At 68.9% G+C, this 16,820-nt stretch carries 17 protein-coding genes; 8 read left to right on the forward strand and 9 right to left on the reverse strand.

Annotation, left to right across the window (positions count from 1 at the left end; translation table 11 throughout):
• Positions 1-85 precede the first annotated feature (85 nt).
• The 3 genes from AC1DCJ_RS12795 to AC1DCJ_RS12805 all read left to right on the forward strand — a co-directional run bounded on the left by AC1DCJ_RS12795 (position 86) and on the right by AC1DCJ_RS12805 (position 2,292).
• Positions 86-1,261, forward strand: a complete 1,176-nt coding sequence (locus tag AC1DCJ_RS12795; protein WP_478071117.1) for a thiolase family protein — start codon at positions 86-88, stop codon at positions 1,259-1,261.
• 124 nt (positions 1,262-1,385) lie between these two features.
• A complete protein-coding gene (locus tag AC1DCJ_RS12800; RefSeq protein WP_038687024.1) occupies positions 1,386-1,727 on the forward strand; it encodes a hypothetical protein in 342 nt (113 codons plus the stop codon).
• Positions 1,728-1,887: 160 nt separating this feature from the next.
• The gene (locus tag AC1DCJ_RS12805; RefSeq protein WP_478071118.1) at positions 1,888-2,292 is read left to right on the forward strand and encodes a hypothetical protein; all 405 of its coding nucleotides are present in this window, start codon (positions 1,888-1,890) and stop codon (positions 2,290-2,292) included.
• A gap of 509 nt (positions 2,293-2,801) precedes the next feature.
• Here AC1DCJ_RS12805 and AC1DCJ_RS12810 read toward each other — a convergent pair.
• Entirely contained in the window at positions 2,802-4,433 is a 1,632-nt protein-coding gene (locus AC1DCJ_RS12810; protein WP_478071119.1) for an isovaleryl-CoA dehydrogenase, read from the reverse strand.
• 109 nt (positions 4,434-4,542) lie between these two features.
• Between AC1DCJ_RS12810 and AC1DCJ_RS12815 the strand changes: the two genes are divergently transcribed.
• Genes AC1DCJ_RS12815 through pdeM form a run of 4 tightly spaced genes read left to right on the forward strand, consistent with a single transcriptional unit; the run spans position 4,543 to position 10,247 of the window.
• Positions 4,543-5,550: a ligase-associated DNA damage response exonuclease gene (locus AC1DCJ_RS12815; protein WP_141059595.1), complete on the forward strand. Its 1,008-nt coding sequence runs from the start codon at positions 4,543-4,545 to the stop codon at positions 5,548-5,550.
• The gene (locus tag AC1DCJ_RS12820; RefSeq protein WP_478071120.1) at positions 5,547-7,151 is read left to right on the forward strand and encodes an ATP-dependent DNA ligase; all 1,605 of its coding nucleotides are present in this window, start codon (positions 5,547-5,549) and stop codon (positions 7,149-7,151) included. Before AC1DCJ_RS12815 ends, AC1DCJ_RS12820 begins: the two co-directional genes overlap by 4 nt.
• A 14-nt stretch (positions 7,152-7,165) precedes the next feature.
• Entirely contained in the window at positions 7,166-9,613 is a 2,448-nt protein-coding gene (locus AC1DCJ_RS12825) for a ligase-associated DNA damage response DEXH box helicase (RefSeq protein WP_478071134.1), read from the forward strand.
• Positions 9,603-10,247, forward strand: coding sequence for a ligase-associated DNA damage response endonuclease PdeM (pdeM, locus tag AC1DCJ_RS12830; RefSeq protein WP_313247222.1), 645 nt, complete (start codon positions 9,603-9,605; stop codon positions 10,245-10,247). The genes AC1DCJ_RS12825 and pdeM overlap by 11 nt, the downstream gene beginning before the upstream one ends.
• Positions 10,248-10,271: 24 nt before the next feature.
• Here pdeM and AC1DCJ_RS12835 read toward each other — a convergent pair whose 3' ends face one another.
• The 8 genes from AC1DCJ_RS12835 to AC1DCJ_RS12870 all read right to left on the reverse strand — a co-directional run bounded on the left by AC1DCJ_RS12835 (position 10,272) and on the right by AC1DCJ_RS12870 (position 16,115).
• Positions 10,272-10,538: a hypothetical protein gene (locus tag AC1DCJ_RS12835; protein ID WP_038691935.1), complete on the reverse strand. Its 267-nt coding sequence runs from the start codon at positions 10,536-10,538 to the stop codon at positions 10,272-10,274.
• Between the two features lie 109 nt (positions 10,539-10,647).
• Complete coding sequence (locus tag AC1DCJ_RS12840; protein ID WP_478071121.1) at positions 10,648-11,931, reverse strand: FAD-dependent oxidoreductase; 1,284 nt, start codon at positions 11,929-11,931, stop codon at positions 10,648-10,650.
• A gap of 139 nt (positions 11,932-12,070) precedes the next feature.
• Positions 12,071-12,277, reverse strand: coding sequence for a transcription antiterminator/RNA stability regulator CspE (cspE, locus tag AC1DCJ_RS12845; RefSeq protein ID WP_019183439.1), 207 nt, complete (start codon positions 12,275-12,277; stop codon positions 12,071-12,073).
• An 88-nt stretch (positions 12,278-12,365) separates the two neighbouring features.
• Positions 12,366-13,112 (reverse strand): S-methyl-5'-thioinosine phosphorylase, encoded by a 747-nt coding sequence (locus tag AC1DCJ_RS12850; protein ID WP_137191574.1) that lies wholly within the window; start codon positions 13,110-13,112, stop codon positions 12,366-12,368.
• Entirely contained in the window at positions 13,112-13,666 is a 555-nt protein-coding gene (locus AC1DCJ_RS12855; RefSeq protein ID WP_038687008.1) for a hypoxanthine-guanine phosphoribosyltransferase, read from the reverse strand. The genes AC1DCJ_RS12850 and AC1DCJ_RS12855 overlap by 1 nt, the downstream gene beginning before the upstream one ends.
• A complete protein-coding gene (gene nagZ / locus AC1DCJ_RS12860) occupies positions 13,666-14,673 on the reverse strand; it encodes a beta-N-acetylhexosaminidase (RefSeq protein WP_478071122.1) in 1,008 nt (335 codons plus the stop codon). Before nagZ ends, AC1DCJ_RS12855 begins: the two co-directional genes overlap by 1 nt.
• A 96-nt stretch (positions 14,674-14,769) precedes the next feature.
• A complete protein-coding gene (locus tag AC1DCJ_RS12865) occupies positions 14,770-15,459 on the reverse strand; it encodes a DsbA family oxidoreductase (RefSeq protein WP_478071123.1) in 690 nt (229 codons plus the stop codon).
• 149 nt (positions 15,460-15,608) lie between these two features.
• The gene (locus tag AC1DCJ_RS12870) at positions 15,609-16,115 is read right to left on the reverse strand and encodes a CYTH domain-containing protein (protein WP_478071124.1); all 507 of its coding nucleotides are present in this window, start codon (positions 16,113-16,115) and stop codon (positions 15,609-15,611) included.
• Between the two features lie 60 nt (positions 16,116-16,175).
• On the opposite strand from AC1DCJ_RS12870, the gene AC1DCJ_RS12875 reads away from it, so the two are divergent.
• The gene (locus tag AC1DCJ_RS12875; protein ID WP_478071125.1) at positions 16,176-16,802 is read left to right on the forward strand and encodes a hypothetical protein; all 627 of its coding nucleotides are present in this window, start codon (positions 16,176-16,178) and stop codon (positions 16,800-16,802) included.
• Positions 16,803-16,820: the final 18 nt, after the last annotated feature.

Raw genomic sequence — 16,820 nt, forward strand, 5'->3', positions numbered from 1 at the left:
TCCGCAGTCTGCCGGGAAAATCCGCTGCCGCCAATGGCATGCGGTCCCACTCTTGAAACCTGCTCACGCACCAACGAGATTGCCCATGTCCAACATCGTCATCGCCGCTGCCAAACGCACCGCCATCGGTTCCTTCCTGGGCCAGTTCACCGGCGTGCCCACCCCGACCCTGGGCGCCAGTGCCATCGCTGCGGCACTGCAGCAGTCCGGTATCGCAGCGGCCGATGTGTCCGAAGTCATCATGGGCTGCGTGCTGCCGGCCAACCTGGGCCAGGCGCCGGCGCGCCAGGCGGCGATCGCGGCGGGCATTCCGGTTTCCACCGGGGCCACCACGCTCAACAAGGTCTGTGGCTCGGGCATGAAGGCCATCATGCTGGGGCACGACCTGATCAAGGCCGGGTCGGCCAGCATCGTGGTGGCCGGGGGCATGGAGTCGATGTCCAATGCGCCGCACCTGCTGCCCAACTCGCGCACCGGCAACCGCTTCGGCAACTTCCAGGCGGTCGACCACATGGCCCACGACGGCCTGGTCAATGCCTACGACGGCAAGGCGATGGGTGAATTCGCCGAATGCACGGTGGACAAGTACCAGTTCAGCCGCGAGGAACAGGACGCGTTCGCCATCGAATCGGTGCGCCGCGCCCAGGCCGCGCAGGCCGCCGGTGCCTTCGACGACGAAATCGTCGCGGTGAAGGTGGCCGGCCGCAAGGGCGAGGTCGAATTCAGCCAGGACGAACAGCCGGGCCGCTCGGACATCGCCAAGATCCCGACCCTGCGCCCGGCCTTCAAGAAGGACGGCACGGTCACTGCGGCCAGCTCTTCGAGCATTTCCGATGGCGCCGCCGCGCTGGTGCTGCTGGCCGAAGAAGACGCCGCTGCACGCGGGGTGACGCCGCTGGCGCGGATCGTGGCCCATGCCACGCATTCCCAGGAACCGGAATGGTTCACCACCGCCCCCATCGGCGCCCTGCACAAGGTGCTGGAAAAAGCCGGCTGGAGCCTGGACCAGGTCGACCTGTTTGAAATCAACGAAGCGTTCGCGGTGGTGGCCATGGCGCCGATCCGTGAATTGGGCATCCCGCACGAGAAGGTCAACGTCAACGGTGGTGCCTGCGCATTGGGCCATCCGATCGGCGCTTCCGGTGCGCGTCTGGTGGTAACGCTGGTCAACGCATTGCGCACGCGCGGCGGAAAGCGCGGCATCGCTACCCTGTGCATCGGCGGCGGCGAAGCCACGGCCATTGCCATCGAATTGATTTGATTGAACTTAACGCGCATTTCGCAAAAATGAATGCGCGATCGCTTGACAGCCAAACGTGGCTTGTCATCATGTTGCCGGGCGCGCAATAGCGCGTTGCCTAATCTAACGACGAGGATTCACACAAATGAGCATCAACAAGCTGCTGATCGCGATGGCCCTGGGCCTGGCTCTGACCGCCTGCTCGAAGCAGGAACAGGCTGCTGACGCCGCTGCTTCGGCCAACGAAGCTGCCGCTGACGCCCAGGTCGCCGCCGACCAGGCCGCTGCTGCTGGCGCCCAGACCGCCGACGCTGCCCAGGCTGCTGCCGACACCGCTGCCACCGCTGCCAACACCTCGGCTGACGCCGCTGCTCAGGCTGGCGCTGCTGCCACCGACGCTGCTGCCGACACCGCTGCAGACGCTGCCAAGGCCGGTGAAGCCACCGCCGAGCAGGCCAAGGACGCTGCTGAAGAAGCCAAGAAGTAATAACTTCTTTCTTCACGCAAGTCTGAAGAAGCCGCTGGTTCGCCAGCGGCTTTTTCTTTGGGCGCGATCCGGCCGGGGCATGGCCGGTGCGCACCGACCCTGTCTTCACGCAGGCATGAATAGGCTGGCCTCCCCTACGATCACCGTATTGGAGACCGCCATGAAGATTCGTCCGTTCACCACGTCCCTGCTGGCCGCCTCCCTGCTGCTCGGCCTGGCCGCATGCAAAGGCCCGGAAGCGGAGAAGGCGCGCGATGACGCGGCGCAGGCCGCCGACAGCGCCAATGCCGCCGCACGCGAAGCGGTGGACAAGGCCGCCGCCTCCACGCGCAACGCGGCCGACGATGCCGCTGCCGCCTCCGAGCGCGCCGCCGCCGAAACCCAGCAGGCGCTGGACCGCGCTGCGGCAGCCACGTCCGAAGCGGCCGGCGAGGCCAAGACGGCCGCCAAGGATGCAGGCGTGCACGCCAGCGATGCCACCGCCGATGCCGCGCAGAAGGTGGCCGACAAGGCACGCGACGTGGCTGATGAAGCAAATAAGAACGCCGACGAAGCCAAGCGCTGAGTCTGCCGTTTCCGCAGCACACGAAACGCCCCTTCGCAGGAAGGGGCGTTTTTTTTTGGTGTTCGCCCATCGGAGGGGATGCGTCATTTTGCAAGTGAGCACGACGCTACGCGGGTGCTCGGGTGTGCAGGCTTGGATCGGCTGGCGTCTCCGATCGGGCTGGTCGCGCGCGTGAGGGCCCCGTAGCCGCCGGCAGGCCCCTGGCGCAAATGTCCCCCGGCCGCCGGGGCGGCCTCCTCCTTTATTTTGCCCAGGAGCCTACCGGCSGCTACGGGGCTCGGCTCGCGGTAAGCAAGGGAAGCCAGGCCTTTCTGGCGCTGTCGGTGGGTTGGGCGCTGGGACCCCATGCCCTTGGAGGCGAAATAAAGGGGGAGGCGGCGGCCGCAGGCCGACGCCGGAGGACATTCGCCGGAAAGGGCATGGGGTCCCAGCGCCCGACCCGCCGACGGCTGTGCCCGACCCGCCGATCAACAGTCCGCACCAGGAGCGTCACGACCAACGGTCGTGACCTACGGCAGCGCCCGCGCCAGCACCGCCGCTGTGTCCAGATCCGCCGGCAGCGTCCCGAATGCCATGCCATGCTCGCCGCCCAGTCGCGAGCGCACGAACGCGCTGGCGATCGGACTGTTGGCACGCAACAACACCGCCGCCTGCAGCAGCAGCGCCAACTGCTCGGTGATGCGGCGCGCCTGCGCCTCGCCCGGCGATGCCGCCAACGCACTGCGCAACGCCTGCAACGCCGCATCGAAACTACCATCGCGGCCCGCCACGCCATCCAGCTCGGCATCCAGCACCGGCACCACCTGCGGCTCGCGCGACAACGCGCGCAGCACGTCCAGACACTGGATGTTGCCGCTGCCCTCCCAGATCGAATTCAACGGCGCCTGCCGGTACAACCGCGGCAACATCGACTCCTCCACATACCCCGCGCCGCCCAGGCATTCCTGCGCCTCGTTGACGAACACCGCCGCGCGCTTGCACACCCAGTACTTGCCCACCGCCGTGGCAATCCGCGCGAACGCCGCGTCGGCGCTGCTGTGGCCCGCACGATCGACCGCACCGGCCACGCGTATCGCGAACGTGGTTGCCGCTTCGGATTCCATCGCAAGATCGGCCAGCACATTGGCCATCAACGCGTGGTCGCACAACCGCTTGCCGAAGCTGGTCCGGTGCCGCGTGTGGTGCAACGCCTGCGCCAGCGCCATGCGCATTTCCGCCGCCGCCCCCAGCATGCAGTCGAGCCGGGTCATCATCACCATGCCGATGATCGTCGCCACCCCGCGCCCCTCCTCGCCCACCCGGCGTGCCCACGCGCCGCACAGCTCCACCTCGCTGGATGCGTTGGACCAGTCGCCCAGCTTGTCCTTCAGCCGCATCAACCGGAACGCATTGCGGTTGCCATCGGCGAGACGGCGCGGCATCAGGAAACAGCTCAATCCCGCCGGTGCCTGCGCCAGCACCAGGAAACCGTCGGACATCGGCGCCGAGAAAAACCACTTGTGCCCCACCAGGCGATAGCTGCCATCGGCCTGCGGTTCGGCCCGCGTGGTGTTGCTGCGCACATCCGAACCGCCCTGCTTCTCGGTCATGCCCATGCCCAGCGTGATGCCGGCCTTGTCGGCGATCGGCACGTCGCGCGGATCGTACTGTGGCGCCGCCGCCTTGTCGGCCCACTCGGCCAGCGCCGGGTCCTGGCGCAACACCGCCACCGCCGCATGGGTCATCGTCAGCGGACAACTGGTGCCTGCGTCGGCCTGGTGGTGCAGGTAACTCAACGCCGCACGCGCGACATGCGCACCGGCCGTGCCATCGTGCCAGGACAGCCCGGCCACGCCATGCGTCTTGGCCGCGTCCATCAACTGGTGATACGCGGGATGGAACTCCACCGTGTCGATGCGATGCCCCTGCGCGTCATGCGTGCGCAGCCGCGGCTTATCGCGGTTGGCGTCAAACCCCAGCCAGTACAGTGCATCGCCGGCCAGCCCGCCGTAGCCCGCCAGCACCGCTGCAAACCCGTCGCCACCTTCGCGCTGCACCGCCTCGGCCAGGGCCACATCATCAGCCCACAGGTTGCGGCCACCGAACGGCGGTGGCTGGTTGAAGACCTCGTGGGTGTCGAACGCGGGCAGTGCAGAGGACATCGCGGCGGCCTCCTGGCCAAGGGTTCACCCGATTCTGCCGCATCCGCTTGTCGTACGCCGTTCAGGTGGATTCTCACCTCCTGCACGAGCGCGGCGGCACAGTGCAGCCATGAGCATTGGCAGCACGAACGACGATCTGGTGGTGCTTCGCCCGGAAGGGCTGTATTGCCCGGCCGGCGACTTCCACATCGACCCGTGGCGGCCCGTGCCGCGTGCGGTGATCACCCATGGCCACGGCGACCATGCGCGCAGCGGCATGGGCCAGTATTACTGCGCCACCGACAGCGTGCCGATCCTGCGCTGGCGGCTGGGCGATGTGCCGCTGCAGGCGCACGATTACGGCCGCCCGTTCCGCTTGGGGAATGTCGAGGTATCGCTGCATTCGGCCGGGCATGTGCTGGGCTCGGCGCAGGTGCGCATCGATGATGGCCAGCAGGTCTGGGTCGCCTCGGGCGACTACAAGCGCCAGCCCGACCCCACCTGCGCGCCGTTCGAGGTGGTGCCCTGCGATGTGTTCATCACCGAGGCCACCTTCGCCCTGCCGATCTACCGCTGGCAGGACACCGCCGAGGTCGCCGCCGGGATCGTGGCGTGGCGGCACGAGTGCGCCGCACGCGGCGAAGCGGCCATCCTGCTCTGCTACGCCCTGGGCAAGGCGCAGCGGGTGCTGGCCGAGCTGCTGCCACTGGATGACCAGCCCGCCTGGTTGCACGGCGCCATTGCCAACGGCGTGGCGGTGTACCGGGAGGCCGGCATTGCCATGCTCGACACCCATACCGTGGCCGAACAGGGCCGCCAGCCCGATGCGGCCGGGAAGCTGATCCTGGCGCCGCCGTCGGCCGCTGGCACGCCGTGGCTGCGGCGCTTCGGCAAGCATCAGCTGGGCTTCGCGTCGGGCTGGATGCAGCTGCGCGGCAACCGCCGCCGACGCAACTACGACCGGGGATTCGTGGTGTCCGACCATGCCGACTGGCCCGCCCTGCTGCAGACCATCACCGAGACCGGCGCGCGCCGGGTGATTGCCACCCACGGCAACACCGATGCCCTGATTCCCTTCCTGCGCGAGCGTGGCATCGCCGCCGAAGCGTTCCGTACCGATTTCGGGAGCGAAGAATGAAGGCCTTCGCCGCGCTGTACGAGCGCCTGGACCGCAGCACCGCCACCTTGGACAAGCGCGCGGCCCTGGTCGCCTATTTCCGCGATGCGCGCCCGCACGACGCCGCGTGGGCGCTGTACCTGCTCAGTGGCGGCAAGGTGGGCGGGGCGCGGCGCAAGATTGCCGCCAGCGGTGAGCTGCGCGCATGGATCAGCGAGGCCTCCGGGTTGCCACCCTGGCTGGTGGAAGACAGTTACACGCAGGTGGGCGACCTCGCCGAAACCCTGACCCTGCTGCTGGATGATCCGCCCGGCCGCAGCCCGGACCGGCCCCTGGCCGAATGGATTGAAACGCATCTGCTGGCGGTGGCCAACCAGCCTGAACCGGTGCGCCATGCCGCGGTGCTCGAGGGCTGGCGGCAGCTGCCCGCCAACGAACGCCTGGTGTTCAACAAACTGCTGACCGGGGCACTCCGCGTGGGCGTGTCGCAGCGGCTGGTGCAGCAGGCACTGGCCGAGCTGTCGGGCATCGACATCGCGCGCATTGCCCAGCGCATGCTCGGCGAGTGGGTGCCCTCCCCCGGGCTGCTCGCGGCGTTGCTGTCGCCGCAGGAGCGCCCGGAAGACCGCCAGCAGCCCTACCCCTTTTTCCTGGCCTCGCCCCTTGAAGCCGACGTCGAGAGCCTCGGGCCGATCACCGACTGGGTGCTGGAATGGAAGTGGGATGGCATCCGCCTGCAGCTGCTGCGCCGCAAGGGCGAGGCCGCACTGTGGTCGCGTGGCGAAGAACGCCTGGACGGGCGCTTCCCGGAAATCGAGGCGGCGGCCATGGCGCTGCCCGACGGCTGCGTGATCGATGGCGAGCTGCTGGCGTGGCGCGACGGCGAGGCGCAGCCGCTGCCGTTCACCGCGCTGCAGACGCGCATCCAGCGTCGCAAGCCGGGGCCGAAGACACTGCGCGACACGCCGGTGCGTGTGCTGGCCTATGACCTGCTGGAGATCGACGGCGAGGACCTGCGCACGCAGCCGCTGCACGCCCGTCGCGCGCGTCTGGCCACCCTGCTGCAGGCACTGGACGATCCGCGCATCGTGCTCTCACCCACGCTGCTGGCCAGCGACTGGCCGGCGGCAGCCGCGCAACGCGCGCTGGCACGCGAACGCGGCGTGGAAGGGCTGATGCTCAAGCGCCACGATTCGCTGTACCAGAGCGGGCGTCGCCGCGGCGACTGGTGGAAGTGGAAGATCGATCCGCTGACCATCGATGCGGTGATGATCTACGCGCAGGCCGGCCATGGCCGGCGCAGCACGCTGTACACCGATTACACCTTCGGCGTGTGGAACGGCGACACGCTGGTGCCGGTCGCCAAGGCGTACTCGGGGTTGGACGACACGGAAATCCTCGCACTCGATCGCTGGATACGGGCCAACACCGTGGAGCGGTTCGGGCCGGTGCGCAGCGTGCGCGGCGAACAGGTGTTCGAACTGGGCTTTGAAGCGGTCAACCGCAGTACCCGGCACAAGTCCGGTATCGCGGTGCGCTTTCCGCGCATCCTGCGCTGGCGTCGCGACAAGCCCGCCAGCGAGGCCGATACGCTGGCCCAGTTGCAGGCCCTGGCGCGGTGACGCGGCGCGAAGCGATGGCGCGGCTGGTGGCGTGGTTTGCCAGCCGCGGCTGGGCACCGCTGCCCTTCCAGAAGACCGTGTGGCGCCATTACCTGTCGGGCGCGTCCGGGCTGTTGCACACGCCCACCGGCAGCGGCAAGACCCTGGCCGTGTTCGGTGGCCCGCTGCTGCAGGCGTTGAGCGCCCCGCAACCCGCAGCGGTGGGCGGACGCGCGCGCAAGCCGGTGCCGGCCCTGCAGGTGCTGTGGATCACCCCGTTGCGCGCGCTCGCTGCCGACACCGCCCGCGCCCTGCGCGAACCGCTGGCCGCGCTGGGGCTGGACTGGCAGGTGGGGCTGCGGACCGGCGATGCCAGCGCGCGTGACAAGCGGCTGGCGCGCGAGGGCCGCGTGGATGTGCTGGTCACCACACCCGAATCGCTGGCGCTGCTGCTCAGCTATTCCGACGGGCTGGCGAAGATGCGCCAACTCCGCTGCGTGGTGGTCGACGAGTGGCACGAACTGCTGGGCAACAAGCGCGGCGTGCTGCTGCAGTTGAACCTGCGACGGCTGCGCGATGCGCTGCCCGCGCTGCAGGTGTGGGGCTTGTCGGCGACGCTGGGCAACCTGGAACAGGCGCGCGAGGTGCTGCTGCCCGATGTTCCCGATGCCCCGCTGGTGGCCGGTGCACGGCCGCGCCCGGTGCATCTGGACACGCTGCTGCCCGCTCACGGCGAACGCTTCCCGTGGGCCGGCCACCTGGGTTTGTCGCAGCTGCAGCGCGTGCTGGAAAAGCTGCTGTCGGTGCGCACCAGCCTGCTGTTCACCAATACCCGCGCCCAGGCCGAGCTCTGGCACCAGGCGCTGGCGGCGGTGTGGCCGGAAGACCCGTCCACGCTGGCGCTGCACCACGGCTCGCTGGATCCGGCCGTGCGCCGCCACGCCGAACAAGGCCTGCGCGAGGGCCAGCTGCGCTGCGTGGTGGCCACCTCCAGCCTGGACCTGGGCGTGGACTTCCCGGCGGTGGACCAGGTGCTGCAGATCGGCAGCCCGAAGGGCATCGCGCGGCTGCTGCAACGCGCCGGACGTGCGCGGCACCGGCCGGGCGAATCGGGCACGCTGGTGTGCGTGCCTTCGCACGCGCTGGAGCTGGTCGAATACGCTGCGGCACGGCATGCACTGGCGGCCGGCGTGATCGAAGCGCGCCCCCCGCCCACGCTGTCGCTGGACGTGCTGGCCCAGCATTGCGTGAGCTGCGCGCTGGGCGGTGGCTTCGACGCGGACGCCTTGTTCGCGCAGGTTCGCCGCACCCACGCGTTCGCGGCACTGGATGCCGCGCAGTGGCAGGGCGTGCTGGAGTTCATCGTGCAGGGCGGCCGCGCGCTGTCGCAGTATCCGGACTTCCACAAGGTGGTGCGCGACGAGGACGGCGTGTACCGGGTCCATGACCGGCGCGTGGCGCTGCGCCACCGGCTGTCGATTGGCACGATTACCAGCGATGGCAGCGTGAGCGTGCAGTTCCTGCGCGGTGGTCGGCTGGGTTCGGTGGAAGAGCAGTTCCTGGGGCGGCTGCGCCCGGGCGACCGCTTCCAGTTCGCCGGGCGCCTGCTGGAACTGGTGCGGCTGGAAAACCTCACCGCCTACGTGCGCCTGGCCAAGGGCGGCGATGGGCTGGTGCCGCGCTGGCAGGGCGGCCGGCTGCCGCTGTCCGAAGCACTGGGGCAGGAAATGGAAGCGGTCTTCGCCGCGCCGCCGACATCGCCGGAGATGCGCTGGCTGGCTCCCCTGCTCACCCTGCAATCGCGCATCTCGATGCTGCCCGGCCCGTCGTCGCTGCTGGTGGAAGTCGTGCGCCGTCGCGAGGGCCAGTTCGTGTTCGTGTATCCGTTCGCCGGGCGCCAGATCAACGAAGGCGTGGCCGCGCTGATGGCGCTGCGCCTGGCCCGCCTGCAGCCCAACACCTTGGGCTACGCCGCCAACGACTATGGCTTCGTGCTGGCGCCGGCACGCGCGGTGGAGCTGGACGTGGCCGGCATGCGCGCCCTGCTGCGGCCTGCGGGACTGTTGGACGACCTGCGCGACAGCCTCAACCTGGCCGAACTGGCCCGCCGCCAGTTCCGCGATATCGCCCGGGTGTCGGGCATGCTGGTACCGGCACTGCCCGGACGCACGCCGCGCAGCCTGCGCCAACTGCAGGCGTCCAGCGGCCTGCTGTACGACGTGCTGCGCCAGCATGATCCGGACCACATCCTGCTGGGCCTGGCCGAGCGCGAGGTGCTGCACGGCCAACTCGACCTGGACAGCCTGGCGGCCACGCTGCAGCGCCTGCAGGGGCGTACGCTGTGCCTGCAGTCACCGCGCACGCTGGGGCCGCTGTCATTTCCGCTGTGGGCCGAACGCCTGCGCGGCCAGCTCAGCAATGAAGACTGGAAAACCCGCGTCAAACGCGCTGCCGCGCAATTGGAGAGCCGCCATGGCACCTGAGTTGCCCACCACGCTCGCCGGCGAGCAGGTCCTGCTGCTGGGCGCCCGCGCGCTGTACTGGCCAGCGCGCAAGGCGCTGCTGATCGCCGACCTGCACCTGGGCAAGGCCGACGTGTTCCGGCGCGCCGGCATCGGCCTGCCCAGCGGCGGCACCGGCGACGATCTGGAGCGCCTGTCGGCGCTGCTGCAGCAGCACGCCGTGGAGACGCTGTGGATTCTGGGCGACGTGCTGCACGGCGCAGCGCATCGCGCGGCGTGGTATCGGCAATGGCAGGGCTGGCGCGAGCAGCACGCCGCGTTGGAGATCGGCGCCTTGGCCGGCAATCACGACCGCGCGTTGCCCAAGGCCGATCTCGGCCTCACGCTGCTCGGCGAACAGCTGCAGGTGGGGCCGTTTCTGCTGCGCCACGATCCGCACCCGCACCCGTCATTGCATGTGCTGTGCGGGCATGTGCATCCGCTGGCTCGCCTGCCCGGCATGCAGCGGCGTTGGCCGGCGTTCTGGCTGCGCGAGCGACTCACGGTGCTGCCGGCCTACTCGCGGTTTACCGCAGGCATCGCGCCGGTGCTTGCCACCGGCGAACAGCTGGTGGCCTGCGTGGAAGACGAGGCCATTGCCTTGCCGGCGCGCTGACGCGCCAGCATCAGGCAGCACGCCTTACGCGGCGGCCAACACCTGCGGCATCAACTGGATTTCCGACCGCGGCGGATCGGGTCGAACCGGCCGCCGTTGAATGTCGGTCAGCATCGCGTGTGCGGCATCGCGGATGCGGCGGTGGTGCTCGGGTGCGGTATGCGTGATCAGGCTGGTGACATGGAACTCGAAAATGTCGTGCATCACGTCGGGCTGATCCTCGTGCAGCATCTGCAGCAGTCCGCGCAATTTGCAGATTTCAGCATCCAGGATTTCGGCCGGGAACAGCATGTCCATCTCCTTCAGGTAGCGGTTGGCAGGTGCACGGGTGTGCGGGGCCAACCCATTACTTGTGACAGGTCGTGGGTGAGTTCATCGTCAATCCAGGTTAATTCTGCCTTCACTCCCCCGCAGAAGCCCGCCACACGGGGTTATCAGCTGATGCAGGTTGAGCCGCATGGGCGTGCATCGCCGCGATGAAGCCCGGATTCAGCGCCAGTTTGCCCATCCAGCCGCGCTGGGTGCCGCTGAGCACGCGCAGCATGTGGCCGTTGCCACCGGGCATGCGCCCCATCGGCTTGAACAGCACGTCGCGCGCACGCGCCAAGGTGTCGCGCTCGGATTGGAACAGCGGCGTCAGCCAGCGACTCCAGAAGTGATAGACGGCCACGTGTGCGCGCCGCTGCGCCGCATAGGCCTGCAGCGCTGCGTCACGGTCGGCATGCGCGCGCAACGCATCGCGCAGCGCCAGGGCATCCATCAGCGCCATGTTCACGCCCTGCCCCAGCTGCGGGCTCATCGCGTGTGCCGCATCGCCGGCCAGCACCAGCCGCTCGCGGCTCCAGCGCGCCATCACCGCATCGCGATACCCCGCACGCGCCAGCTGCGCACTGTCGCGCACACCGTCCAGACGCGCATGCGCTTCGGGCCACAGCGCGGCGATCTCATCGAGCCAGCGCTGCAGACCGTCGCGTTCCCATTGCGCGAACTGGTCGCGTGGCAGGCTCCAGAAGAAACTCAACCGCGGCTGCGCATCGCCCGGGCGCGTGCCGACCGGCAACAGCCCGATCATCTTGCGCGCGGCCACGTAACGCTGGCGCAGCTCATCGGGATACGCCCAGTCGCCGCGCGGCAGCAGGCACCACAGCGCGCCCCACGGGTATTCGCGATCCAGCTGCGTGGCCTGCACCTGGGTGCGTAACGTCGAGGCGGCACCGTCGGCGGCGATCACCAGATCGTACGGCCCATGCCACTGCCCGCGTGCATCACGCACGCGCCCCTGCACGGCGTCCACCTCCACGATGGTGGTGTCGGCCTGCAGGTTGCCCGGATGCGCCCATGCCTGCGCCAACAGGGTGAACAGCGCGCCGCGCTGCATGCCGACGCCGTGCAGGCGCGCATCCAGACCCGCATAGCCCATCTCCATCACGGTGCGGCCGCAGGGCGTGTCGCCATACAACCGGCGTACCGCTGCGCCGTGCGCAAGTACGTCCGGCAGCAGATCCATCTGCCACAGCACGTCCAGGCCAGTGGGCTGCAGCAGGAAACCGGCGCCCACCGGACCGGGCGCAGCGGCCCGTTCGAAGACGTGCACGTCGTGATGATCGCGTGAAAGAAGAACGGCCAATGCCTGGCCGGCGGTGCCGTAACCGACAATGGCGATGGTGCGTCGTTGCGGGTGCATGCATGTCCTTATAGCGTGATGGGCATCACGTGGTGCGCGGAACGCGCGAACCTGAGCGCTGAGGTGCGCCGCTGGCAAACCGGGTGACACCCAAAAAAAACCCCGCCGAAGCGGGGTTTTTCAATGCGCAGCGCGAGAGTTACTCAGCCGGCACGATGTTCGAGGCTTGGGCGCCCTTCGGGCCCTGGGTCACGTCATAGGTGACCTTCTGGCCTTCCTGCAGACTGCGGAAGCCCTTGGAGTTGATCGCGGAGAAGTGCGCGAAGACGTCGGCGCTGCCGTCCTCCGGCGAGATAAAGCCAAATCCCTTGGCGTCGTTGAACCACTTGACGGTACCGTTCGGCATGGTGATGCGAGACCTTCTTCTATGAATGGGTGGTGTACGCTCAACCAGCGCACTGGCGGAGTATGCAAAGCTTGCTCCGCAATGACAATCACCCCCGCGCCAATTCGCCGATCAGTTCCGGCAATCCGGCCGATGCAGCATCCACATTGGCCAGTACTTCGGCCATCGTGATTTCATCGCCATCGCCACAGCCGGCGGCCCAGTTGGCCACGATGGCCAGGCAGGCGTAGTCCAGCCCCAGCTCGCGTGCGAGGCTGGCCTCGGGCATGCCGGTCATGCCGACCAGATCGCACCCATCACGGCGCATCCGCGCAATTTCCGCGTTGGTTTCCAGGCGCGGACCCTGCGTGGCGCCGTAGCAGCCGCCGTCGTGCACGCGCACGCCGGTGACTTTGGCCGCCGCCAGCACCTTGCTGCGCAGCAGCGGTGTGTAGGGGTGGCCAAAATCCACATGCAGCACCTCGCTGCCGGGTTCTTCACTCAGGGTCGAGATACGGCCCCAGGTGTAGTCGATCAGCTGGTCCGGGCAGGCCAGCACGCGCGGGCCGCACTGTTCGGTGATGCCGCCGACCGTATTGAGCGCCAACACGCGCGTCGCCCCGATCTGCTGCAATGCGGCAAGGTTTGCGCGGTAATTGATCTTGTGCGGCGGCAGCGAATGCCCCTCGCCATGCCGCGCCAGGAACGCCACGCGCTGGCCCAGCAGCGTGCCGACCCGGATCGGGCCGGACGGCGTGCCGTAGCGCGTTTCCACCTGGTGGCTGCTGACGTCGTCGAGCTGGGCCAGTTTGTAGACGCCGGTGCCGCCGATGACGGCCAGTGCGATGTGTTCCATCATTCCTTCATCGCGTAGATGGCCGGCACGCAGCGCAGCGTTTCGTTGACGTCCATGCCGAAGCCGAACACATAGCGGTCGGGCAGATCGATACCGGCGTAGTCGGCCTTGACGTCCGGCAGCGCGCGGTCGTGCTGCTTGACCGTCAGCGCGGCGATGCGCACGTCGGTGGCACCCTGCTCCAGGCACCAGGTGCGCACGCCCTGCAGGGTGAAGCCTTCATCGAGGATGTCATCGACCAGCAGCACGCGGCGGCCGAACAGCGACGTGGCCGGCTTGTGCTTCCACACCAGCTCGCCGCCGGTGGTTTCACCGCGGTAGCGGGTGGCATGCAGGTAATCGAACTGCACGTCCTGGCCGCGTGCGCCCAGTTCCAGCGCGAGCTGGCCGGCGAACGGCAGCGCGCCGTGCATGATCGACAGGAACAACGGCACTTCGCCCTTGTAATCGCGCGCGATGGCGTCGGCGATGGTGGCGATGGCCGTGTCGATGGTGGGACGGTCGACCAGCAGGTCGGCCTGGGCCAGGGCCTGGGAAATGGTGAGGTTGGGCATCAGACGGTTCTTCCAAGGGTGTCAAGCAAACGGGATTGGGTAGTGCCATGGCGGGCATCGGCCAGCAGGCCATCCCAGCCAAGCGCGCCGCGGCCGATCAGGCCGAGCAGCGCAGCAGTATTGAGGGTGCGCGGTTCCACCGCACGCAGCGATTCGTCGACGAGTTCGGGGTGGCAGACCAGCACCACGTCGCAGCCGGCATCCAGGTGCGCATCCACGCGCGCCTTGACCCCGCCGGCCGAGAACGACGCGGCCATGCCGATGTCGTCGGAGAACACCACGCCGCGGAAGCCCATCTGTTCGCGCAGGATCTGCTGGATCCAGCGCGGCGAGTAGCCGGCCGGCTCGGGTGCCACCTGCGGGTAGACCACGTGGGCCATCATCACCGCATCGGCACCGGCGTCGATGCCGGCCACGAACGGAATCAGGTCCAGCGCACGCAGTTCGTCCAGCGAGCGCGGATCGGAGGCGTCGTTGAAATGGGTGTCTTCGCGCACCGTGCCGTGGCCGGGGAAGTGCTTGAGGGTAGCGGCCATGCCCACGCTGTGCATGCCGCGCACGTAGGCCGCGGTGAAGGCCGCCACCACCTGCGGGTCGGCGCTGAAGGCACGGTCGCCGATGGCCAGGTTGCCACGGCCCAGATCCACCACCGGGGCAAAGCTCAGGTCCACGCCACTGGCGCGCACTTCGCTGGCCATCAGCCAGGCATGTTGTTCGGCCAGCGCCAGCGCGGCCTGCGGGTCCTGCCGGTAGAGGGCATCGAAGCCCTGCAACGGCGGCAGCGCGCTGTAGCCCTCACGGAAACGCTGGACGCGACCGCCCTCCTGGTCCACGCAGATCAGCTGCGGGCGCGGCGCGGCGGCGCGGATCGCCGCCGACAGCTCGGACACCTGCTCGCGCGAGGCGAAGTTGCGCTTGAACAGGATGACCCCGGCCACCGCATCGTGCTGCAGCCAGTCGCGTTCCTGGGCGGTAAGTTCGGTCCCGGCAACGCCGATCACGAGCATGGTCGATCTCCAATACGGGGCGCCATGATGGCGCACCGCCGCATTGTCGCAGAAGCCGCGTGTACTGGGCCACGCCCTGCGCCGTGGCCGGCGTTCTTACGGGCAGCCGTCCACGTCGCACTGGCCGCCCTGCGCCGCGGCGGGTGCCTCGGGCATGTCCGCGGCGATCTGGCGCAGGGCCTGGGCGAAGGCCTCCGGCGGCTGGGCCCCCTGGATGGCATAGCGGTCATTGACCACGAAGGTCGGCACCGACTGGATGCCCAGCGCCTGGGCCTGGGCCAGCTGCGCCTGGATCTCCGGCAGGCCCTCGTCGCCGGCCAGCAGCGCGGTGACCCGCTCGGCGGCGATGCCACCGGTAGCCGCCGCGGCGATCAGGGTCTGCGGATCGGCCAGGTTGCGGCCCTCGACGAAATGGGCCCGGAACAGCGCCTCGCCCACCGCCGCCTGCACGCCTTCACGCCCGGCCAGCCACAGCAGGCGGTGTGCCGGCAGGGTGGTGACCCGCACCTGTCCCTGGTCGAAGTCCATCGGCAGGCCCTCGGCACGCGCGGTGGTCTGGGTCTGGGACAGGATCTGCGCGGTGCGCTCGGCGCTGCCGAACTTGGCCACGTAGGCTTCGCGCAGCGGCACCGGGGTGGTGCTGGCGTCGGGGTCGAGCAGGAAGGGATGCCAGTGCACCTCGAGGTCGGGCGCGTCATCGCCCAGCAGGGCCACGCCCTGCTGGAAACGATGCTTGCCGATCCAGCACCAGGGGCACACCACGTCGGACCAGATATCGATTTTCATCCGACCAGACTGTGGGCCGCGGGCGGCCAAAACAAGGGGCGTCGTAGTTGCGTGGCACGCATACGTACCCACCAACGGTGGGTACCTACCGGGCACCAACCGTGGGTACCTACCGGGCCCGTTCATACGTACCCACCAACGGTGGGTACCTACCGGGCCCGCTCAGCGGCCGACCAGCGCGCGTAGGGATGCGCGGCAAGGGCAAGATTGTAGTAGCGCACCTGGTCGGTCACTTCGGTGCCGGCCCAGTCGGGCAGTTCGATGGCCTGGTCGGCGTGCTCCAGCTCCACCTCGGCCACCACCAGCCCGGCGTTGTCGCCCAGGAATTCGTCCACCTCCCAGACCAGACCGGCATGGCGCACCAGGTGGCGTCGCTTGTCGATCAGGCCGCCGACGCACAAGGCCAGCAGCGCGCGCGCGTCGTCGACCGGGATCGGGTAGTCGAACTCCTGCCGGGTGTGGCCGATCTCACGCGATTTGAAGTTGAGGAAGGCCTGCTCGCCCTGGATGCGCACGCGCACCGAGGCCTTCTGCGCGCCGCTGTCGAGTGCGGCGGAGTCGTTGATGTAGCCCTGCGCCATCGGGATCACCGCGTAGGCGGCACTGCGCCAGCCATCACCGGTTACGAGGTACTTGCGTTCGATTTCAATGCCCATGCCCGCATTATGGCGCGCACCGCCTACACTGCGCGCCCTTTCCAAGGACCCGGTTCCCCCATGACCCGTCGCACCCGTTTTCTGCTCCTGCCCGCCCTGCTGCTGGCGCTGCCTGTCGCGCATGCCGCCGTCTCCGATCCCACCTTGGCGCAGGCCCAGGCCGCAATGGATCGCCTGTTCGATGAGGCCATCGCCGATCGCCCGGCCAGCGACACCAGCCGGCTGGTGGCCGAGGCCTTCCGCCCGCGCCTGCAGGCCGTGTCCGGCTGCCTGCCGGTAACCGACGCGGGCCCACCCAGCATGGACTGCATCGTCACCGCGGAGGATGGCGGGGACGCCGTGCACCGGCTGCTGCGCTTCAGCCAGGTGGACGGCACCTGGGCGCTGCTGCACACCCAGCAGCAGCGTCATCGGCCGGCACCGGTGCCGCCCACGGCGCGCGTGCAGGTACTGCTGCGCGAAGGGTTTGCTGCGCGGCTGGCGCGCGAGCAGGATGCCGGCACGCGCTCGGATCTGACCCTGGCCATGAACAGTACCGAGGTGTTGGACGTGCGCGACTGCGTGGTCGGCGACGATGCGCCGGTGATCGAGTGCACGGTCCGCGCCGGTGCCGGCAGCGAGCGCGGCGAGCAGACCATGGCGTTCGCCTGGCGGGACGGCCAGTGGGTCAACGCCCCGCAGCCGTAAGCGGCCGCCCCGGTCGGG

It is taken from the genome of Stenotrophomonas sp. 10N36 (genome assembly GCF_056395005.1).